Source organism: Salmonella sp. SJTUF15591 (assembly GCF_043356435.1).
Classification (GTDB): Bacteria; Pseudomonadota; Gammaproteobacteria; order Enterobacterales; family Enterobacteriaceae; genus Salmonella; species Salmonella enterica.
This window is the reverse complement of sequence record NZ_JBEUJO010000005.1, coordinates 413,266-432,822: the sequence shown is the minus strand read 5'-3', so window position 1 is coordinate 432,822 and position 19,557 is coordinate 413,266. Positions and strand designations below refer to the sequence as shown.

The following is a 19,557-nucleotide window of genomic DNA, read 5'->3' as shown; positions in this document are numbered from 1 at the left end:
AGCCAGGCCCGGTGGCGCCACGCCACCGGGCCGTCAGGGTCTTATTTCTCCTGCGCCAGCCGGATACTGCGCTCTATCACCGCCCGCCTGGCGTCACCCGCCGGCAGCAGCTTCAGCATCATCTCCCAGGCCGCCACCGCCTCGCCAAAGCGCTGCTGCTCAAAGGCGCTGAACGCATACAGGCTTAACACCCGGATATCCGTGTGGTCGCGGCTCACCAGCCGGCGCAGCAGCTCCCCGCCACGGCGGTTATCCTCCGGGTCGGACGAGCGCGTCAGCGCCTCCGCGTAGCCCAGCGCCGCATCGCGGTTTTTCGGGTCCAGCCGGTACGCGTTCGCATAGGCCCCGGTGGCGGTACCGGCATTACCCAGTACCATGCCAATGCGCCCCAGCATGAGCCAGCCCTCAACATTGCCGGCATCATTCTGCAGGCGGGTGCGCAGCCCCAGCGCCAGCCGCGCCATCTCCTCCTCATTCAGCGGCTGCGCCTGCGGGTCCAGCGCCCGCGCCAGCAGCCCGGGCGTCTGCGCCGTCGCCTGCTGCCAGGCCCTCACCTGCGGATAGCTGCCGGTCAGGGCGTAGCTGCCGGCGCCGACCGCCAGCGCAATGACGGCCCCCGGCACGTAAACGCCCCACCCGGCGCGCGCGCCGCAAACCGGGGTGTCCGCCGGCAGCGGCTCCCGGCGCAGGCGCACCCGCCGGCGCGTGCGGGCGACGATTATCCACCCGCCCGCCACGATGGCGGCCAGCGGCAGCACCCACAGCAGCACCGTCAGCGGGGTCAGCGGCGGGTCGTAGGTGACAAAGTTGCCGTAGCGCGCCACCATATAATCGATGATTTCCTGGCGGCTCTTCCCCTCCTGCATCAGGTCATACACCCTGCGGCGCATGTCGGTGGCTATCATCGCGTTCGAGTCCGCAATGCTGTTGTTCTGGCATTTCGGGCAGCGCAGCTGCTCCGTGAGCTGGCGGAACTGCTGCTCCTGCGCTTCATCTTTAAACGGCATCACGTCGGTGGTCGCCCGCGCTGACCCGGCGATAACCAGCGCCAGCATCAGCATCACCATGCCCGGTAACAGTCTCATTGCGCCGCCTCCCGGCTGTATCTGTCCCACAGCGGTTTCAGTTCACTTTCCCATACCCGGGCATTCAAATCGCCCGCATGGCGGTAGCGGATAATCCCCCTGCCGTCGATGAGGAAGGTTTCCGGCGCGCCGTACACGCCCAGGTCCAGCCCCAGCATCCCGTCGCTGTCCGATAAACTCAGCGCATACGGGTTACCCAGTTCTTTTAACCAGGCCACCGCCTTCGCCCGGTCATCCTTATAGTTCAGCCCGACCACCCGGATACCCTGCGCGGCCAGCCGGTTCAGGTACTGATGCTCGGCGCGGCAGGTCGGGCACCAGGTGGCCCAGACGTTAAGCAGCACCGGTTTCCCCTGCGTCAGCACCTCCGCCTGGTAGTACTGACCCGGCGTCTCCAGCGATTCCAGGCGGAACGCCGGCACCGGCTTTCCGGTCAGTGCCGATTCGAGATTCGTCGGGTCATCCCCCTGCGCGTTGCGCGCCAGCTGCCACAGCAGCGCCGCGGCAATCAGCAGAAAAATCAGCAGCGGTAATAACAGTACGTTGCGTTTCATCCGGCCTCCGGCAATGGTTTACGGCGGCGGTAGCGCGGGTCCGCCAGGCACAGCAGCCCGCCCAGCGCCATCAGCAGCCCCCCGGCCCATATCCAGCGGACAAACGGTTTGTAGTACAGGCGCACGGCCCACGCGCCGTTGTCCAGCTCCTCCCCGAGCGCGGCGTACAGGTCGCGGGTCAGCCCGCCGTCAATCGCCGCCTCGGTCATCACCATCCGGCTGGTGTTGTAGAGCCGTTTCTCCGCGTGCAGCACCGCCTCCGGCTCGCCGTGGCGCGTCACCCCGATGAGGGCCACCCCGCCGCGGTAGTTGGGGCCGGTGATGTCCCGCACCTCCCGGAAGGTGAAGCGGTAGTCGTGAATGGTCACGCTGTCGCCCGCCCGCATCCGCACGTCACGCTCCACGCTGTAATTCTGGCTGAAGGCGATGCCGGTAATCGTCACCGCCAGCCCGAGGTGCGCCGCCACCATTCCCCAGTAGCTGAGAGAGGTTTTCGTGCCGCGGGACACGCGCTGTACGGCTTCGGCCACCGCCAGCACCGCAATCCAGCAGGCCATCGCCATCCCCACCGCCGTCATGGCGATGATTTTATCTTCCAGCAGCCATGGCAAAAGTACCGACAGCACCAGGGTGGAGACCAGGGCGGTGAGCAGCAGTTTCCTGATGTTACGCGGCCGGTCCCGGCCCCAGCGCACCAGCGGCCCCACCCCCAGCAGCAGGGCAAAGGGGACCATCAGCCAGGTGAACATGGTGTTAAAGAACGGCTCCCCCACCGAAATGCTGCCCAGCCCCAGCTGTTTGTGCACCAGCGGCAGCAGGGTGCCCAGCAGCACCACCAGCATGGCGGCCATCAGCAGGACGTTGTTGCCGAGCAGCAGCGACTCGCGCGACCACAGCGTGTTGTTCACCCGCGAACGCACCCTGTGCCCGCGCACGGCGAACAGCAGCAGCGAGCCGCCGGTGACCAGCACCATAAAGGCGAGGATAAACATTCCGCGCGCCGGGTCGGAGGCGAAGGCGTGCACCGACACCAGCACCCCGGAGCGCACCAGGAAGGTGCCCAGCAGGCACAGCGAGAAGGCGCAGATGGACAGCAGCAGCGTCCACGCCTTAAAGCCGGCGCGCTGTTCCGTGACCGCCAGCGAGTGCAGCAGGGCGGTACCCGCCAGCCACGGCATAAAGGAGGCGTTCTCCACCGGGTCCCAGAACCACCAGCCGCCCCAGCCCAGCTCGTAGTAGGCCCACGCCGAGCCGAGCACGATGCCCAGCGTCAGGAACACCCACGCCGCCAGCGTCCACGGGCGGGCAAAACGGGTGAACGCGCTGTCCAGACGCCCGCTCAGCAGCGCGGCGATGGCGAAGGCGAAGGCCACCGAGAAGCCGACATAGCCCATGTACAGCAGCGGCGGGTGGAAAATCAGCCCCGGGTCCTGCAGCAGCGGGTTCAGGTCGCGCCCCTCCACCGGAAAGGCCGGCAGCGTGCGGGCGAACGGGCCGGAGGTGAACAGGATGAACGCCAGAAAACCGGCGCAGACCATCCCCATCACCGCCAGCACCCGGGCGACGATATCCGCCGGCACCCGCCGGCTGAACACCGCCACCGCCAGGGTCCAGCCGCTCATCAGCAGCACCCACAGCAGCAGCGAGCCCTCGTGCGCTCCCCAGGTGGCGGCCACCCGGTACCACACCGGCAGCTGCGTGTTCGAGTTGCCGGCGACATAGGCCACGGTGAAGTCGTTAACCACAAAGGCGTGCACCAGCACGAAAAACGCGCCCGCCACGCAGATGAACAGCAGCCAGGCGAACACCCCGGCCGACGCCATCATCCGCGCGTCGCCGCGCGCCACGCCCCACAGCGGGTAAACGGACAGCAGCAGCGCCACGCCGAGCGCCAGGCACAGCAGTGCGTGGCCGTATTCAGGCATCATGATGAGGTGTCCTTATCAGCGCGTTGCGGGCGGCGGTGGTTTTCCTGCATCGCCTTTTCCACTTCCGGCGGGGTGTAGTTCTCGTCATGCTTGGCCAGCACCTCGTGCGCCAGAACGTGGTTGCCCTTCTCCAGGGTGCCCTGCACCACCACCCCCTGCCCCTCGCGGAACAGGTCCGGCAGTATCCCCTCATAGCTCACCGTCACCGACCCTTCGGCGTCGTAGAGGCTGAAGTTCACCTTCAGCGAGTCCGGGTCGCGCCTGACGCTGCCGGGCATCACCATCCCGCCGACGCGCAGGCGCTGGCCCACCGCCGGCAGCTGCTGCGTCTCGCGCTTGCCGTAGAGGATTTCGCCGGGGGTATAGAACAGGTCGATATTCGCGCGCAGCGCGTACAGGACCAGGGCGGTGGTCAGCCCCAGGCCCGCCAGCACCGCGCAGACCACCCGTAACCGGTTTTTACGTCGCAGGTTCACGCGGCCTCCTGTTGCGCCTGTGCGGCACGCATCCGCGCCTCGCGCGCCCGCTGCTGCGCCACGCCGCGCAGAATGGCCCGGCGCTGCAGCACCGTGTGCAGCGCCAGCAGCGCCAGCGGCGCCACGGTCATCGCCACCGCCAGCCAGACAAAAAAGGCGTACCCGCCCATGGCGAAAAAATCGCTCCACGATGAAAATGCCGGACTCACCGGTGCCCCCTTTTCAGTATCAGTTCGCTCACCCACGGGCGGCGTTTTTCCATCAGTAAAATCAGGTTGCGCATCCGCATCAGCGCCAGCGTCATAAAGAGCAGCAGGTAGCCGGCGATGGCCCAGCGCAGCGGCGAGCGCATCGCCGGGTCGATGCTCTGCTGCATCCGCGTCGAGCCCTGGTGCAGGGTGTTCCACCACTCGACGGAATAGTGGATAACCGGCAGGTTCACCACGCCGACCAGCACCAGAATGCCCGCCGCGCGCCCGGCCATTTTACGGTCGTCAAAGGCGTGCCACAGGGCGATGACCCCGGCGTAGAGAAACAGCAGCACCAGCTCCGAGGTCAGGCGCGCGTCCCACACCCACCAGGTGCCCCACATCGGTTTGCCCCACGCCGCGCCGGTGACCAGCGCGATGAAGGTGTACACCGCCCCCACCGGCGCCATCGCCGCGACGGCAAGGCTGGCCATTTTCATCTGCCAGACCAGCCCGGTAAACGCCGCCACCGCCATCGCCGCATAGATACCCATTGACCAGATGGCCGCCGGGACATGCAGGTACATAATGCGGTAGCCCTCCCCCTGCTGGTAGTCCGCCGGGGCGAAACCAAAGCCCCGGACCCAGCCGGTGGCCAGCGCGATGATGCCGGCCGCCGCCAGCCACGGCACGAGCCTGCCGCAAATCTGATACAGCCGGGGCGGCGCCGCCAGCTGATGAAGGGTTTTCCACATAGTCGTCACCTGACCTCCTGAAACCAGTAAAATGTCCGTCGTGCCGGGGCGCTACTGCGTACTGATGCGCAGCGCCGCCGCGGTGGCGAACGGGCTTAACGTCGCGCTGCCCGCCAGCAGCGCCCCCAGCACCGCCAGATAGCCGTCAGCGGGTAAATGCATCGATGCCGCGTCCATCGCCGCAGCGGCGAAAATCAGCACCGGAACACTCAGCGGCAGCACCAGAATGCCCAGCAGGACGCCGCCGCGCCGCAGGCCGGCCGTCAGCGCAACGCCCGGCGCGGCGAGAAACCCCAGCGCCGGCGTGCCGAGCAGCAGCGTCAGCGCCATGATTTTCCAGCCGTACACGTCCATCCCCAGCAGCAGCGCCACCAGCGGGGAGAGCATCATCAGCGGCAGGCCGGTCACCGCCCAGTGGGCCAGCACCTTCGCCAGCACCACCGCCGGCAGCGGCACCGGCAGCAGCATCAGCTGCTCCAGGCTGCCGTCCTGCAGGTCGTCGCGAAACAGCCGCTCCAGCGCCAGCAGCGAGGCCAGCAGCGCCGCCACCTGGATGATGCCCGGCGCGATACGCGCCAGCAGCTGCGGCTGCGGCCCGACGCTTAACGGAAACAGGGTGATGACCATCAGGAAGAACCACAGCGGGCCGGCGATGTCCGCGCCGTGGCGGAACGCCACGCGCAGCTCGAGACAGAAGACACGCCACATCACAGCCCGGCCCCCCCGCCGGTCAGCGCCAGGCGGCGGACGGTGTCCGCGGTCCCCGGCAGCGGCTGGTGGGTGGTGAGAATGACCATCCCGCCCTGCGCCGTGTGTGCCGCCATCCGCCGGGTGAGGCGCGCCACGCCGTTAACGTCAATGGCGGTGAACGGCTCGTCGAGCACCCACAGCGCGGCGCGGGTCAGCCACAGGCGGGCCAGCGCCACCCGGCGCTGCTGCCCGGCCGAGAGCCGGGCGACCGGCACGTCCTCAAATCCCGCCAGCCCGGCCTGCGCCAGCGCCTCCGGGAGGCGCGCGCCGTCACCGGGGTGGAAGAAGTGCAGGTTCTCCCGCGCCGTCAGGCGGGATTTAATCCCCGGCTGGTGCCCTATCCACAGCAGACTGCGATGGAAGCTGTCGCGCACGCGGCGCAGGGGCTCGCCCTGCCAGTACACCTCCCCGCCGTCCGGGCGCGCCAGCCCGGTCAGCAGGCGCAGCAGGGTGGTTTTTCCGGCGCCGTTGCCGCCGGTGACCTGCACCCACTCCCCGGCCTCCACGGTGAACGACAGCCCGCGAAACAGCGTCCTCTCGTCCCGCTCGCAGTACAGATCTCTGGCTTCAAGCATTCCCACTCATCAACGTCCTGTCAGAAACCTGGTTTAACATCACGCATATCCGGCAGTTTATGCGCGATCCCTTTGTGGCAATCGATACAGGTCTGTCCATCTTTTACCGCCTGATCGTGCATTTTCGCCGCGACGCCTTTTTGCGCGGTCAGATCCATAAAGTCGAAATTGTGGCAGTTACGGCATTCCTGCGAGTTGTTGTCTTTCATGCGCCGCCACTCATTTTGTGCCATTGTCAGGCGATGAGCTTCAAATTTCTGCGGTGTATCTATCAGCCCAAATACCTTCGCATACAGCTCTTTACTGGCTTTGATCTTACGGATCATCTTCGGCCCCCACTCATGCGGCACATGGCAGTCAGGACAGGTGGCACGAACGCCGCTACGGTTGTTGTAGTGGACGGTTTCCATATACTCCTCATACACCGTGTTGCGCATTTCATGGCAGCTAATACAAAACTCTTCGGTGTTAGCTTTTTCCATTCCGGTATTGAAGCCGCCCCAGAAGATGATGCCGCCGATAAAACCGATTAACAGCAGCGTCCCCAACGCCAGGCGGCTGGGGCTGCGCCACCATCGCCAGACGCGCTTTATCCAGCCGGGTTTACGGTTAGAATTTTCCATAATGACCTCTTATTTCCCGTAACCTTGCGAGGGGGTAAAGGTATTGTCGATAATCGGCGCGGTATCAGACTGCGGTACGTGGCACTGCAGGCAGAAATAACGACGCGGCGCGACGTTGCCCGACACTTTACCGTCGCTGTCCATAAAGTGCGTCGGACTGATACGCGGCGCGCCCGTCGTACGATAACTTTCCACGCCGTGGCATTGCAGACAGCGGTTGGTATTGGTCGTCACCTGGTAGCCCTCGACGCTGTGCGGGATCATCGGCGGCTGGTTGACGTAATTTAGCGGCATACGTTCCTGCTCTTTCGGCATACGAATCGCCCCTTCCTGCGTCCCGGATACTTCCGGCGACTGGCTCAGATCCACTCCGTTTGCCGCCCAAACCGCACCACTTACCACCAGGGCAAGCGTGGCCATCCATTGACACAGCGCTTTCATCAGGTCATGGCTTTTCATTGTTTCGCTCCCGAACTCCATCGCATTTACACTTCATCCTTCGAGCTGCCTCTTTGTTGGCTGCGCTCCAAAATCCCAGTCACATCGTTATCTATGCTCCTGGGGATTTCCTCGCTTACCGCCGCGATGCATCCCGAATGATGTTGTGTATCGTTATTGTAAAAACATCCTCAGAACAGACATCCACGCAGCGACCGCAGGTCATGCAGTCGCGGTGAGTGACCTGCGCCGGGCTTTGCTCATCCAGCACCGGCGCACGTAGCACATGCGGTTCCGGGCAAACATGAAAACAATCCATACAGCGATTACATTTCTCACGTTTTTTGGCCGTCACGGTCACTACGCCTTTACTGCCCAGCACGCCATACAGCGCGCCCATCGGGCAAATATGACCGCACCAACCGTGCTCAACGACTAATAAATCAAATAAAAACAAAGCAATAATCAGCAACGCGCCGCTACTAAATCCCATAACCAGACTACGGCCTAACAGCGACACGGGATTAATCCATTCCCACAGCAGCGTGCCGGTCAAGGCCGAACCGATTAACACCACCACCAGAAGGACGTACCGTATATGGCGTGGAATCGTCGCAGACTGGTTCAGGTCAAATTTCCTGCGCATCCAGTTAGCCAAATCGGTAACGGGGTTTAGCGGGCAAACCCAACTGCAAAATAATCGCTTTCCCGCCAGCGCATACAGCACAGCGATAATCACTGCTCCCGTCAGCGCCACGGTAGCGGGAAGATGCCCACTGGCGAGACTTTCCAGGGTAATCAGCGGATCGGTCAACGGGAGGGTATCGAACAGCAAACTACTGCTGTAGTTGCCATGCAAAACCCAAAAGCCCAGCCACGGGCCGCTGAGAAACATCCCCAGCACCATAAACTGGCTGATACGGCGTAACACCAGCCAACGGTGGCTACGCCACCAGCCTTTTTTCGCCCGCGCTTCTCGCCCGGCGTCGCGTTTACGATTTGCCATCTTTCCCCTCCAGCCAGCCGAAGCGGTAATGGTGTCCTAACTCCCCTTTCGCCAATGACAACGGCAACACTTTTATCGCTGGTTGCTCCAGTACGCAGACTTTTTCGCATTTGCCGCAGCCGGTACAGGCGTCGCTGTGTACGGTGGGCAGAAAGCGCGCATGTTTGCCAGTGCGCATGTTGCGATCCAGCTCCAGCGTGATGGCCTCATCGATTTTCGGGCATTCGCGGTAGCAAACGTCGCAGCGCAGCCCCTGAAAGTTGAGGCAGTTTTCCTGATCCAGCAGCACCGCCAGCCCCATACGCGAGTCATCAATGGAGGCGATATCTTTATTCAGCGCCCCGCTGGGGCAGACTTTGGCGCACGGAATGTCTTCACACATTTCGCAGGGGATGTCGCGAGCGACGAAATAGGGCGTGCCTGCCGATAGCCCGGAGGCCAGCGTCGCCAGTTTTAGCGTGTCGTATGGACACGCCTGAACGCACTGCCCGCAGCGCACACAGGCGCTGGCGAAGACATTTTCATTCAGCGCGCCAGGCGGACGCAGCCGCACGCCCGTTGCGCGCGCGGTTTGCTGTTGCAAGCCCAGCGCCACGCCAACCGCCGCCAGCCCGCCCGCAGTGCGCACAACATCACGCAGGAAGCGGCGGCGGCCATTTTGGGGTTTCGCTGTACGGGACATAACGCGTTACACCTTCGCCAGCTTAACGGCGCACTTCTTGAAGTCCGTCTCTTTAGAGAGCGGGTCCGTCGCATCCAGCGTCAGGTTGTTCACTAGCTGAGCGGCATCGAAGAACGGCATATACACCAGTCCCTGCGGCGGACGGTTACGTCCACGTGTTTCGACAATCGAAATCACTTCGCCGCGGCGGGACGACACTTTAACCTTATCTCCGCGACGCAGATCGCGCGCTTTCGCATCCAGCGGGTGAATAAAGACCACCGCTTCCGGGAAGGCGCGATGCAATTCAGGCACGCGGCGCGTCATACTGCCGGTATGCCAGTGTTCCAGCACGCGACCGGTGGAAAGCCACAGATCGTACTCGTTGTCCGGCGACTCCGCCGCAGGTTCAAATGGCAGCGCGAAGATCACCGCTTTGCCATCCGGTTTACCGTAGAATTTGTACCCTTCCCCCGCTTTTACATACGGGTCGTTGCCTTCGCTGTAACGCCATTGCGTCTCTTTGCCTTCGACGACCGGCCAGCGCAGACCGCGCGCGTTGTGGTAATCGTCGAACGGCGCCAGATCGTGCCCGTGGCCACGTCCAAACCAGGCGTATTCTTCAAACAGTCCTTTTTGCAGATAGAAGCCCAGCTCACGAGACTCATCGTTTAACTGATCCTCTTTCAGCTCGCTCAGCGGGAATTTGCTGACCGCCGGCGTGGCGAACAGAACGTCATACAGCGTTTTACCGCGCAGCTCCGGCTTCTGGGCCAGCAACGCCTCCGGCCAGACCTCCTCGGTTTTAAAACGACGGGAGAACTGCACCAGTTGCCAGAGGTCGGATTTAGCTTCGCCCGGCGCTTTAATTTGCTGACGCCAGAACTGCGTGCGGCGTTCGGCGTTGCCGTAAGCGCCTTCTTTCTCAACCCACATGGCGGTCGGCAGGATCAGATCCGCAGACAGCGCGCTCACCGTCGGGTAAGGATCGGAGACAATGATAAAGTTACGCGGATCGCGCCAGCCCGGCATCCGATCTTCATTGATGTTCGGCCCGGCCTGCATATTGTTATTACACATTACCCAGTAGACGTTCAGCTTGCCGTCTTTCAACGCGCGATCCTGCGCCACCGCATGTAAACCCACTTTTGCCGGGATAGTGCCAGCGGGGATCTGCCAGTGTTTTTCGCAGATATCACGGTGTTTTTCGTTCGTCACGACCATGTCTGCGGGCAGACGGTGTGAGAAGGTTCCCACTTCACGCGCCGTACCGCAGGCGGAAGGCTGGCCGGTCAGCGAGAAAGGACCGCAGCCAGGCTGGGAGATTTTTCCGGTCAGCAGATGGAGGTTGTAAACCAGGTTATTCGCCCACACGCCGCGGGTATGCTGGTTAAAACCCATCGTCCAGTAAGAGATCACGCGCTTATTCGGATCGGCGTAGAGCTGTGCCAACTGTTCCAGTTGATCTTTCGGCACGCCGGTCATTTCAGCGGTCTTGTCCAGCGTATATTCCGCCACGAAGGCTTTATACTCGTCGAAGCTCATCGGCTCGGAAGCATCGGAGCCCGGATTCTTCGCCGCTTTTTCCAGCGGGTGCGTCGGGCGTAAGCCGTAGCCGATATCCGTCGCCCCTTTACGCAGGTTCACATGCTTTGTGAAGAAATCCTGATTTACCGCGTTGTTCTGAATAATGTAATTCGCGATATAGTTAAGGATCACCAGATCGCTTTGCGGGGTAAAGACAATACCGTTGTCCGCCAGCTCAAAGCTACGGTGCTGGAAGGTGGAGAGGACAGCGACTTTCACATTCGGGTCGGACAAACGGCGGTTAGTGATGCGCGACCATAAAATCGGGTGCATCTCCGCCATGTTGGAACCCCACAGCACAAACGCATCGGCCTGCTCAATATCGTCGTAGCAGCCCATCGGTTCATCCATGCCAAAGGTACGCATAAAGCCCACCACCGCCGAGGCCATGCAGTGACGCGCGTTCGGGTCAATGTTGTTAGAGCGGAAACCAGCCTTGAACAGTTTCGCGGCGGCATAGCCTTCCCAGATGGTCCATTGACCCGACCCAAACATGCCGATCGCTTCTGGTCCTTTCTCTTTCAGGGAGGTTTTAAACTTCTCTTCCATCACATCGAAGGCCTGTTCCCAGCTCACCGGCGTAAACTCGCCGTCTTTGTGATAGCTGCCGTCTTTCATGCGCAGCATCGGCTGCGTCAGACGATCTTTGCCGTACATGATTTTGGGCAGGAAGTAGCCTTTAATGCAGTTCAGACCACGGTTGACCGGCGCGTCGGGGTCGCCCTGACAGGCGACCACACGGCCCTGCTGCGTGCCCACTAACACACCGCACCCCGTTCCGCAAAAACGGCACGGCGCTTTATCCCATTTGATGGCTTCCTGCTGCCCGACAACGGCGCGGGCGACGCCCGGCACGCTCAGACCGGCAGCCGCCGCAGCGGCCGCAACGGCGTTAGCTTTCATAAAGCTACGACGACTGAGTTTCATGGTGTTTCCTCACCTTGCTCATCCTGCTGGTGATAAACCAGCGACACCGCCAGTACGCCCTCGACATTGCGTACTGACTCAATTGTTTGCATCAGCGTTTCACTCTGATCTGCTTCCGCCACCACGATCAGTTGCCCGCTTTCAACGTCGCTTAACGCGACTTCGCAACCCGGCAACGTGTTCAACTGTGTGCCAATGGCGGCGATGTTCTGACTTTTGGCCTGCACGACCAGGCTACAGACCTGCCAGTTAGTGCGCATGGTGGTTCTCCGCTTTGATGGCTGACACGGGACAGATAGCCACACACGCCCCGCATCCGTTACAGGCCTGCGAGTCAAGCTGCGGCTGGTAAATGCCGGATAGCGTGGGACGAAAGGTAATGGCCATAGGTTCACAACTGTCCTGGCAGCGATGGCATTCAACCGATTGCCTGGCGAGGCAGTTTTCCGTGAGCGTAAAAATCAGATCCCAGGCCCTGGTGTGGCGCGGAAGAAAAAGCGATTCAGTACAGGCCTGCGCACAGGCATAACAAAAGCTGCACTCGCCCCGTTTGAAATCTACGCTCGGATATCCCCCCGCCCCTCGCTGCAGGATGTCGGCCTCACACGCCTGGATGCAGGCGTCGCAACGCAGACAATGTGCGAGAAAATAGGTTGTTTCTCTGGCCCACGGCGGAAGAATCCCATTGCTGGCGTTGCGCCAACTGCCGGTCAACATGCTTCGACGGGATAAATCAACCATGATATCGCCCTTCCATAACGACACGCTTCCATAGGGAGTGAATACCAATAAAAACCGTACAATTTATGAGTAGTTGTTTTTGTAAATAAGATATTTCAGGATGTGTAAGAGATGCATACCCCGATAGAGGTAAATGCTGTTGCCGGATCAAAAGAGTGCCGGGTAAAGACCCGTAAACGTGCTTTTTCTCACATTTCAATGAGTTATATAGATATTTATATAACGAAAACCACTAATAGCTGATAATTTCATTTACATTATCAATATCAGAATATTCCACTATATAAAAAGACGCTATTTTATTAATAATCTTGAAAATATGAGTAAATACAGATTAATAGATAATATGAATGTGTTAATCTGTTGCCCGTGCATACCGAAAACAGCAGAAAGGAAATACTGTGAACAATCAAATGAAGATGTTTGTCCCTGCCGTCGTCTTCGCCGCCCTCGCCAGCGCCTCTGCCTGGGCTAACAATAGCGATACCGCCCAGCCGCTGGAGAAAATCGCCCCCTATCCGCAGGCGGAAAAAGGAATGAAGCGGCAAGTGATAACCCTTGCCCCTCAGCAGGATGAATCTACCCTCAAAGTGGAACTGTTGATTGGCCAAACGCTGAATGTGGATTGTAACCAGCATCGCCTCGGCGGCACGCTGGAAACAAAAACGCTGGAAGGCTGGGGCTATGACTATTATGTCTTTGATAACGTCACCTCTCCGGTATCAACCATGATGGCCTGCCCTGAAGGTAAGAAAGAGCAAAAATTCGTCACCGCCTGGCTGGGTGAAGACGGGATGCTGCGCTACAACAGCAAGCTGCCGATCGTGGTGTATACCCCAGCGAATGTGGACGTGAAATACCGCATCTGGAAAGCGGACGCTAACGTACAGAACGCCGTCGCGCGATAATGTTACGCTGCCCGGTCACACTTACCGGGCATCTGAACACGCCGACTCACGCAGCGCTCCGGGGTTCTTTTTAAAACACGTCTGGAGCCCCGCTCGTCCGCCGCAAAAAATACCCCGATGCCTGGTGGCGACGCGTGGCATTTTATCAGGCCTACCCGCGTGCGAACGTAGGGCTGCCATCAGGTGGTTCATCCGGCGCCATAGTCCATTACGCAGTACGCGCAACCGCATCACGCGAGGCGGCGTCACGTTCGTCGCCGGTGAGTTCGGTTAGCTGTCCGTTACGCATTTCAAGCAGACGATCGGCGTGAATAAAATAGTGATCATCATGGCTGATGGCGAAAATGGTTTTGCCCATTTCCTGCATTAACGGCAACAGTACCTGATAAAATTCCCGGCGGAAATGCGGGTCCTGATCGGCGGCCCACTCATCCAGCAAAATAATATCGCGCTCTTCCGCCAGCGCCAGCAGCAGCGCAATGCGCTTTTTTTGCCCTTTCGACAGTTTAAGATTCAAAATGCGCCCATCGTTTAGCTCCAGCTTGTGCGTCATTTTCAGGTGCTCAAGCCACTTTTCGACCAGCGCGGGATTGGCGGGTTTCCCCTGCGGCCCCAGCAGGCGGTCGAATAACCACACATCGGTGAACACCGCAGAAAACAGTTTGCGATAATCTTCCGGCTGCCCGGCGGCAATAGGTTGACCGTCAAGTAAAATCGTTCCCGATTGCGGCTGGTATAAACCGGTCAATAACATGGCCAGCGTCGATTTCCCGCTACCGTTGCCGCCAATTAAAAACAGCAGTTCGCCGCGGTGAATCGTCAGGTTGATGGGCCCCACGGAAAACGCGTTATCCTGATAGTGAAAAACCACGTTGCGCAGCTCCAGCGTCTTCCAGTCGGGAAAGGCTTTCGGCTGCGGAAAATCAGGCTTATACGGGGCGAGCGCGAATTTATTCAGTTTATTAAACGCCACCTGGGCGGTCAGTAGCGTTGGCAACGCCCCCACCGCAGACAGCAGCGGCGTGCGCAGGAACAGCAACGTCAGTGAATAGGTCGCCGCGACGTTGGTATCCGCCCAGCCGAGACTATTCGCCATCCAGAAGACCAGGCCTATCGCCCCCAGCATCATGATATTCGACCAGTTGACGGCGCTCAGATGAAAAGTATCGGCACGGATAATGTGATGACGGTACTCTTTGGCGTCCGGAATATAGCATTGCTGAAAAATCTGCTCCGCACGCTCGCGGTTTAGCGTCAGCTCTTTGCGTCCTTCCAACACCGTCTGATAGTCGTTGTACAGCTTATCTTCGGTCTCGCGCAGGGTCGCCATATGCTGGTAAACCCGCGCCACCAGCACGAATCCGCCCCAGATAGTGACCGCCATCCAGATAGCCGTAACCAGCAGCATTTTTGTCGATAGCATCGCCAGATACGCCGCCGAGCCGACGGTGAGGATAATGCCCTGCACCAGCTCAGGCAGACGCACAAAGGCGATAGTAATATTGCGAATATCGCTGGTCAGACCGGCCAGTAAAGAGGCGCTGCCCAGTTGCTCAATGCGTTCAACGTGCGTATCCAGAATGCGCTTGATAAATTCGCTGCGCAGGCGGTAAACGAAATGGTGTCCCAGAGTGGTGAGCGCCAGTTGGGAACCTAATGTGACGACCATTAGCAACAGGAGCAGACCGAGAAATTCCGGCAGCACCATGACGGTGGTGTCCACCGTTTCAATCAGGCGCTGATTGATAAACGCGATCAGGCCAATCCCCAGCGCCGCGCTGGCGAGGCTCAGCGCCATCACGCTAATAAATGGCCAGCGGTACTGCCGCCAGACAAGAATAAGAAGTTCCATGCATACAACCCGGACCGATAATAACAGCCCGCAGTTTAACTAACTCCACCCGCACAGCAATAATAATTCTTATTTTTATTCTTTTTCAGCCGCCTGACGGAAGGTGAGATTGTAACGAAATTCACCGGTCATGGGATGAAAGCCCGCTTTAAGCGGCTGGATGCCGTGATAAAACAGCCGGGACTCGCCGCCCCAGACCACGATATCGCCATGCTCCAGTAAGATCCGCTGGAGCGGATCGCTGCGACGCAGGCCGCCAAACTGAAAAACCGCCGGCACCCCCAACGAAACTGAGACGATAGGCGCGCGCAGATCCGGCTCGTCTTTATCCTGATGCAGCGACAGTTTAGCGCCGGGCGCGTAGCGATTGATCAGGCAGGCGTCCGGTTGGAAGCTCGCATACCCTGCCGCGATTGCCGCCTGACGACATACGCTGGCAAACGATAACGGCAGCGCAGGCCAGGGTTTATCGGTCAACGGATCGCGCACGGCATAACAATAACCGTGACGATCGGTAGTCCACCCTAACGCGCCGCAGTTGGTCATCGCCACCGACATGGTGTAGCCGCCCGGCGTCACCATCTGACGAAACGGAGACTGACTGGCGACAAAACCGATATCGTCTAATAGCGACTGCGCCGCGCGAAACGCAAAGCGGCGCAACACCACCGCGCCAGGCGCCAGGGGCTCTTGCCAGGGCGCTTCATCAGCAAATAGATCCAGCATTGCTACTCCTCTTTTTGCGCTTCTCGCTTTAATAGCTGCGCTTTTCGACGCACGCCCCAACGATAACCGGAGAGCGCGCCATCGCGACGCACGACCCGATGACACGGGATCACCATCGCCAGTTTATTCGCGCCGCACGCGCTGGCGACCGCGCGTACCGCCGCGGGTTTGCCGATAGTCGCGGCAAGCTGTTGATAGCTTACGGTTTCGCCGCAGGGAATTGCGCATAACGCCTGCCAGACCTGCTGTTGAAACGCGGTTCCCTGAATATCCAGCGGCAACGAGAGCAGCAAATCGCGTGTGTTGATAGCCGCGACAACCTGCCGCACCCGTTGCTGAAAAGGCGCGTCAGCAGGTTCGTGGCGGGCCGCCGGGAAAAGGGTGTGTAATTCAGCCAGTAGCGCGTCGTCGCTATCACCGGGGAGAATCGCGCAAATCCCCCGCTCGCTCTCCGCCACCAGGCACCGTCCGTAAACCCAGTCCGTCAGCGCATAGCGAACGGAGACATTATCGCCGCCTTTGCGAAACTGTTTTGCCGTCATGCCCAGCGTCTGGTCGGCATGACGATAGTAGCTACTGCTATCCGGGAAGCCGGCGCGGTAAATAGCCGCCGTGATCTGCTCTCCTTTCGCCAACGCCTCACGCAGCCGCCGGGCGCGCCACGCCTGCTGCCACCCTTTCGGCGTCATACCGGTGCTCGCTTTAAACAAACGGTGCAGATGAAACGGGCTCATCGCCACCGCCTGCGCCAGAGACGCCAGCGTTACCGGCGTCTCCTGCTCAAGTAAACGGCAGGCGCAGGCAATCTTATCCAACCGCCGTTGCTGCGCGCGCGCATTATCCGGCTGACAGCGCTTGCAGGGGCGAAAACCGGCGTCCAGCGCCTGCTGCGCGTTGGCAAAAAAGCGAACATTTTTACGTAATGCCCGCTTCGAGCGACAAGAAGGGCGGCAAAAAACGCCGGTAGTTCGCACCGCAAAAACGAAACGCCCATCCGCGCTGGCATCGCGCGCCTGCACCCGCAGCCAGCATTCATCATCGGTAAGTAACGCTTTTTTCATCATAGACTCCTTCATTAAGCATAGTGCTTGCTTACATGCAGTGTGTCCGTAAATCCGCCCACAAAAACCCGTAATCTTGCGTTTTAATTCTTATCGCTCACCAGGAACGTTTTGAACTGCGGCGACATCCAGGTTTTAAAGCCTTCACCTTCTTTCATGATCATAAAGACCGCCAGCCCTTCCCGCCGCACGACCTCTTGCGCCTTTTGCGTACCAAGCACCATCAGGCCGGTGTCCCAGCCGTCCGCTTCCAGCGCCGTTGGCGCGATAACCGTAACCGATACCAGATTGTGTTCAATGGGGCGCCCCGTTTGCGGATCGATAACGTGCGAGATACGCTTGCCATCCAGCTCATAATAGTTGCGGTAGCTGCCGGAGGTGCTGATGCCATGCCCGTTGATATCCACAATCGCCTGCACCGCATTTTCCCGGTCGGTCGGCTTCTGAATCGCGACGCGCCACGGCTGCCCCTGCGCATTCATCCCGCGACTGCTTAATGCGCCGCCCACCGAGACCAGATAACGCGCAATGCCCTCCTGCTCCATCAGACGCGCCAGATGATCCGCCGCATAGCCCTCCCCGACCGTGGAGAGATCAACATAAAGATCCGGCAGATCTTTTTGCAAAAACTGATGTCCAGCCCTGTCGATAACCTGCAAATGTTGCAGGCCTGTTTTCGCTTTTGCCGCATCGATTTGTGCTGGTGTTGGGATATGCAGCGGCTGCCGATCCGGTCCAAACCCCCACAGATTGACCAGCGGGCCCACGGTGATATCCATCGCGCCATCCGTCTTCGCGCCAATACGCAGCGCCGAGGTCACGATATCCGCCATGGCTTCGCTGACCGGCCAGGGCGCAAGACTGCGTGAATGGTTAAAACGCATCAGCGCGGAGTTATTTTTATAGGTAGAAAGCAACCAATCATCAGCATCAAGCTGAGTCTGGATTTTAGTCTGTAACTCTGCGGCGCGTTTCGCATCGATACCAACCACGCTCACCCGCCAGAGGGTCCCCATCGTTTTACCTTCCAGCACCTGAGCGGCAGGTGACGCTGTTGTCGTTTCGGGAGCCTCATCGCAGCCCATAAGTAAAAAAGCCGCCGCCAGACACACGGCCCGGCAAAAAGTCATTTTCATCGCTGTTTATCCTCATTCGAATGGACGCAAGCGTATATCAAAACGTCGTATTTGTACGCCGGAATCAGGCATGAAAAAAGGGCCCGCAGGCCCTTTAGCAACATCTTTTGCTGATTAGAACTGGTAAACCAGACCCAGCGCTACGATGTCGTCGGTGTTGATGCCCGCATCGCGGGTAAAGTCGTTTTTATCCAGCAGGTTGATTTTGTAATCAACATAGGTGGACATGTTTTTGTTGAAGTAGTAAGTCGCGCCGACATCAACATATTTTACGATGTCCTGGTCGCCATAGCTGGCGCCGTAGCCGTTGCTGATGTCCTTACCTTTAGACTGCAGGTAAGCCACAGACGGACGCAGACCAAAGTCGAACTGGTACTGAGCAACCACTTCAAAGTTCTGCGCTTTGTTGGCAAAACCGTAAGAGGTGGACTTATTGTTGCCGTTAGAGGTACCAAAACGGGTTGCGTTATAGGTCTGAGAATACTGCGCTGCCAGATAGATGTTGTTCGCATCGTATTTCAGGCCGCCGGTGTAGACCGTAGCGCGATCGCCGTTACCATACAGGCGAGCGTCAGCTGTGTTGTTCTGATCGGCAGTACGTTTAGACGTGGTGATAGCGCCACCGACAGAGAAGCCTTCGCCGATTGCATAAGTCAGCGATCCGCCGTAACCGTCGCCGTTCTGGTTCAGCAGGCTGCGACCGTTGGTGTTTTCACCGCTCACGCTGCCGTTTTTGCCCTGATACTGTAACGCGAAGTCCAGACCATCCACCAGGCCGAAGAAGTCGGTGTTACGGTAGGTAGCATAGCCGTTACCACGCTGCTGCATAAAGTTGTCAGCGCCGTAGGTGTCGCCGCCGAACTCCGGCAGAACGTCGGTCCAGGAGGTCACGTCATAGGTTACGCCGTAGTTACGACCATAATCGAAGGAACCTGCATCAGCGAATTTCAGACCCGCAAACGCCACACGCGTCCAGGAGTCGTTGCTGCCTTCAGTCTGGTTGCCCTGAATCTGATATTCCCACTGGCCATAACCGGTCAGCTGATCGTTAACCTGCGTTTCGCCTTTGAAGCCGATACGCATGTAGGTCTGGTCGCCGTCGCTGCCTTTGTCGTCAGAGAAGTAGTGCAGGCCATCAACTTTACCAAACAGGTCTAATTTGTTGCCGTCTTTATTATAAATTTCAGCCGCATTCGCTGCGCCCGCCACCAGCAGAGCTGGTACCAGGAGGGACAGTACTTTAACTTTCATGTTATTAACCCTCTGTTATATGCCTTTATTGCTTTTTTATGCCACTGCTTACTGGTTAACCCTCATTAACCAGTCGGCAAGTCCATTCTCCGCAAAAATACAGAATAATCCAACACGAATATGATACTAAAACTTTTAAGATGTTACAGTTATCTACATAGATGTTTCAAAATATGAATTTTACGGAACTTTTTTAAAGCAAAAATCAAGTAAAAATAAGCACAAATAGACAAAATATATTCACGAGACTTTTAAAATCAATGGGTTAAATTGATGAAATTCATAGCACTGAATGATAAAACAGAATCTTCATTCGCAACTAAAATAGT

General features: G+C 59.0%; 21 protein-coding genes. 1 reads left to right on the top strand and 20 read right to left on the bottom strand.

Annotation, left to right across the window (positions count from 1 at the left end; genetic code table 11):
• Nucleotides 1–41: 41 nt before the first annotated feature.
• The 15 genes from ABVM99_RS14640 to napF all read right to left on the bottom strand — a co-directional run bounded on the left by ABVM99_RS14640 (nt 42) and on the right by napF (nt 12,294).
• On the bottom strand, nt 42–1,085 hold the full coding sequence (locus ABVM99_RS14640; RefSeq protein WP_079810445.1) for a cytochrome c-type biogenesis protein CcmH: 1,044 nt from the start codon (nt 1,083–1,085) through the stop codon (nt 42–44).
• Nucleotides 1,082–1,639 (bottom strand): thiol:disulfide interchange protein DsbE, encoded by a 558-nt coding sequence (gene dsbE / locus ABVM99_RS14635; RefSeq protein WP_000828299.1) that lies wholly within the window; start codon nt 1,637–1,639, stop codon nt 1,082–1,084. The genes ABVM99_RS14640 and dsbE overlap by 4 nt, the downstream gene beginning before the upstream one ends.
• The gene (locus ABVM99_RS14630; protein ID WP_023194940.1) at nt 1,636–3,567 is read right to left on the bottom strand and encodes a heme lyase CcmF/NrfE family subunit; all 1,932 of its coding nucleotides are present in this window, start codon (nt 3,565–3,567) and stop codon (nt 1,636–1,638) included. The genes dsbE and ABVM99_RS14630 overlap by 4 nt, the downstream gene beginning before the upstream one ends.
• On the bottom strand, nt 3,564–4,043 hold the full coding sequence (gene ccmE / locus ABVM99_RS14625; protein WP_023194941.1) for a cytochrome c maturation protein CcmE: 480 nt from the start codon (nt 4,041–4,043) through the stop codon (nt 3,564–3,566). The genes ABVM99_RS14630 and ccmE overlap by 4 nt, the downstream gene beginning before the upstream one ends.
• Entirely contained in the window at nt 4,040–4,252 is a 213-nt protein-coding gene (gene ccmD, locus ABVM99_RS14620; RefSeq protein WP_000074110.1) for a heme exporter protein CcmD, read from the bottom strand. The genes ccmE and ccmD overlap by 4 nt, the downstream gene beginning before the upstream one ends.
• On the bottom strand, nt 4,249–4,986 hold the full coding sequence (locus tag ABVM99_RS14615; protein WP_000265996.1) for a heme ABC transporter permease: 738 nt from the start codon (nt 4,984–4,986) through the stop codon (nt 4,249–4,251). The genes ccmD and ABVM99_RS14615 overlap by 4 nt, the downstream gene beginning before the upstream one ends.
• Before the next feature lie 51 nt (nt 4,987–5,037).
• Nucleotides 5,038–5,697, bottom strand: coding sequence for a heme exporter protein CcmB (ccmB, locus tag ABVM99_RS14610; protein WP_023194942.1), 660 nt, complete (start codon nt 5,695–5,697; stop codon nt 5,038–5,040).
• Nucleotides 5,694–6,311 (bottom strand): cytochrome c biogenesis heme-transporting ATPase CcmA, encoded by a 618-nt coding sequence (gene ccmA, locus ABVM99_RS14605; protein WP_046735901.1) that lies wholly within the window; start codon nt 6,309–6,311, stop codon nt 5,694–5,696. Before ccmA ends, ccmB begins: the two co-directional genes overlap by 4 nt.
• Before the next feature lie 20 nt (nt 6,312–6,331).
• Nucleotides 6,332–6,934 carry a cytochrome c-type protein NapC gene (gene napC / locus ABVM99_RS14600; RefSeq protein ID WP_000431778.1) on the bottom strand — a complete coding sequence of 201 codons (603 nt, stop codon included), beginning with the start codon at nt 6,932–6,934 and terminating at the stop codon, nt 6,332–6,334.
• Nucleotides 6,935–6,943: 9 nt separating this feature from the next.
• Nucleotides 6,944–7,393, bottom strand: coding sequence for a nitrate reductase cytochrome c-type subunit (gene napB, locus ABVM99_RS14595; RefSeq protein ID WP_000835182.1), 450 nt, complete (start codon nt 7,391–7,393; stop codon nt 6,944–6,946).
• A 115-nt stretch (nt 7,394–7,508) separates the two neighbouring features.
• Nucleotides 7,509–8,378, bottom strand: a complete 870-nt coding sequence (gene napH, locus ABVM99_RS14590) for a quinol dehydrogenase ferredoxin subunit NapH (RefSeq protein WP_000013532.1) — start codon at nt 8,376–8,378, stop codon at nt 7,509–7,511.
• Complete coding sequence (gene napG, locus ABVM99_RS14585) at nt 8,365–9,060, bottom strand: ferredoxin-type protein NapG (protein ID WP_000091679.1); 696 nt, start codon at nt 9,058–9,060, stop codon at nt 8,365–8,367. The genes napH and napG overlap by 14 nt, the downstream gene beginning before the upstream one ends.
• Before the next feature lie 6 nt (nt 9,061–9,066).
• Nucleotides 9,067–11,553, bottom strand: coding sequence for a nitrate reductase catalytic subunit NapA (gene napA, locus ABVM99_RS14580; RefSeq protein WP_000778097.1), 2,487 nt, complete (start codon nt 11,551–11,553; stop codon nt 9,067–9,069).
• Entirely contained in the window at nt 11,550–11,813 is a 264-nt protein-coding gene (gene napD / locus ABVM99_RS14575) for a chaperone NapD (RefSeq protein WP_001260058.1), read from the bottom strand. The genes napA and napD overlap by 4 nt, the downstream gene beginning before the upstream one ends.
• Nucleotides 11,803–12,294, bottom strand: coding sequence for a ferredoxin-type protein NapF (gene napF, locus ABVM99_RS14570; RefSeq protein ID WP_000228069.1), 492 nt, complete (start codon nt 12,292–12,294; stop codon nt 11,803–11,805). The genes napD and napF overlap by 11 nt, the downstream gene beginning before the upstream one ends.
• A 413-nt stretch (nt 12,295–12,707) precedes the next feature.
• On the opposite strand from napF, the gene eco reads away from it, so the two are divergent.
• A complete protein-coding gene (gene eco, locus ABVM99_RS14565; protein WP_023195460.1) occupies nt 12,708–13,202 on the top strand; it encodes a serine protease inhibitor ecotin in 495 nt (164 codons plus the stop codon).
• Between the two features lie 208 nt (nt 13,203–13,410).
• Here the strand turns inward: eco and ABVM99_RS14560 are convergent, their stop codons facing one another.
• The 5 genes from ABVM99_RS14560 to ABVM99_RS14540 form a co-directional block, all read right to left on the bottom strand.
• Nucleotides 13,411–15,054, bottom strand: a complete 1,644-nt coding sequence (locus ABVM99_RS14560; RefSeq protein ID WP_000421584.1) for a multidrug ABC transporter permease/ATP-binding protein — start codon at nt 15,052–15,054, stop codon at nt 13,411–13,413.
• Between the two features lie 75 nt (nt 15,055–15,129).
• On the bottom strand, nt 15,130–15,780 hold the full coding sequence (gene alkB / locus ABVM99_RS14555; RefSeq protein ID WP_000884991.1) for a DNA oxidative demethylase AlkB: 651 nt from the start codon (nt 15,778–15,780) through the stop codon (nt 15,130–15,132).
• A gap of 2 nt (nt 15,781–15,782) precedes the next feature.
• Nucleotides 15,783–16,844 carry a bifunctional DNA-binding transcriptional regulator/O6-methylguanine-DNA methyltransferase Ada gene (ada, locus tag ABVM99_RS14550; RefSeq protein ID WP_031623111.1) on the bottom strand — a complete coding sequence of 354 codons (1,062 nt, stop codon included), beginning with the start codon at nt 16,842–16,844 and terminating at the stop codon, nt 15,783–15,785.
• Between the two features lie 80 nt (nt 16,845–16,924).
• The gene (apbE, locus tag ABVM99_RS14545) at nt 16,925–17,977 is read right to left on the bottom strand and encodes an FAD:protein FMN transferase ApbE (RefSeq protein ID WP_052938212.1); all 1,053 of its coding nucleotides are present in this window, start codon (nt 17,975–17,977) and stop codon (nt 16,925–16,927) included.
• Between the two features lie 114 nt (nt 17,978–18,091).
• Nucleotides 18,092–19,228 (bottom strand): porin OmpC, encoded by a 1,137-nt coding sequence (locus ABVM99_RS14540; RefSeq protein ID WP_023195163.1) that lies wholly within the window; start codon nt 19,226–19,228, stop codon nt 18,092–18,094.
• Between the last annotated feature and the right edge of the window lie 329 nt (nt 19,229–19,557).

Bases quoted from the DNA above. Each gene is read 5' to 3' on its own strand.
- napF (WP_000228069.1), bottom strand. From the start codon at position 12,294: ATGGTTGATTTATCCCGTCGAAGCATGTTGACCGGCAGTTGGCGCAAC.
- napH (WP_000013532.1), bottom strand. From the start codon at position 8,378: ATGGCAAATCGTAAACGCGACGCCGGGCGAGAAGCGCGGGCGAAAAAA.
- ABVM99_RS14640 (WP_079810445.1), bottom strand. From the start codon at position 1,085: ATGAGACTGTTACCGGGCATGGTGATGCTGATGCTGGCGCTGGTTATC.
- alkB (WP_000884991.1), bottom strand. From the start codon at position 15,780: ATGCTGGATCTATTTGCTGATGAAGCGCCCTGGCAAGAGCCCCTGGCG.
- apbE (WP_052938212.1), bottom strand. From the start codon at position 17,977: ATGAAAATGACTTTTTGCCGGGCCGTGTGTCTGGCGGCGGCTTTTTTA.
- napD (WP_001260058.1), bottom strand. From the start codon at position 11,813: ATGCGCACTAACTGGCAGGTCTGTAGCCTGGTCGTGCAGGCCAAAAGT.
- napB (WP_000835182.1), bottom strand. From the start codon at position 7,393: ATGAAAAGCCATGACCTGATGAAAGCGCTGTGTCAATGGATGGCCACG.
- ada (WP_031623111.1), bottom strand. From the start codon at position 16,844: ATGATGAAAAAAGCGTTACTTACCGATGATGAATGCTGGCTGCGGGTG.
- ABVM99_RS14615 (WP_000265996.1), bottom strand. From the start codon at position 4,986: ATGTGGAAAACCCTTCATCAGCTGGCGGCGCCGCCCCGGCTGTATCAG.
- dsbE (WP_000828299.1), bottom strand. From the start codon at position 1,639: ATGAAACGCAACGTACTGTTATTACCGCTGCTGATTTTTCTGCTGATT.
- napA (WP_000778097.1), bottom strand. From the start codon at position 11,553: ATGAAACTCAGTCGTCGTAGCTTTATGAAAGCTAACGCCGTTGCGGCC.
- napG (WP_000091679.1), bottom strand. From the start codon at position 9,060: ATGTCCCGTACAGCGAAACCCCAAAATGGCCGCCGCCGCTTCCTGCGT.
- ccmA (WP_046735901.1), bottom strand. From the start codon at position 6,311: ATGCTTGAAGCCAGAGATCTGTACTGCGAGCGGGACGAGAGGACGCTG.
- eco (WP_023195460.1), top strand. From the start codon at position 12,708: ATGAAGATGTTTGTCCCTGCCGTCGTCTTCGCCGCCCTCGCCAGCGCC.
- ABVM99_RS14560 (WP_000421584.1), bottom strand. From the start codon at position 15,054: ATGGAACTTCTTATTCTTGTCTGGCGGCAGTACCGCTGGCCATTTATT.
- napC (WP_000431778.1), bottom strand. From the start codon at position 6,934: ATGGAAAATTCTAACCGTAAACCCGGCTGGATAAAGCGCGTCTGGCGA.
- ABVM99_RS14630 (WP_023194940.1), bottom strand. From the start codon at position 3,567: ATGATGCCTGAATACGGCCACGCACTGCTGTGCCTGGCGCTCGGCGTG.
- ABVM99_RS14540 (WP_023195163.1), bottom strand. From the start codon at position 19,228: ATGAAAGTTAAAGTACTGTCCCTCCTGGTACCAGCTCTGCTGGTGGCG.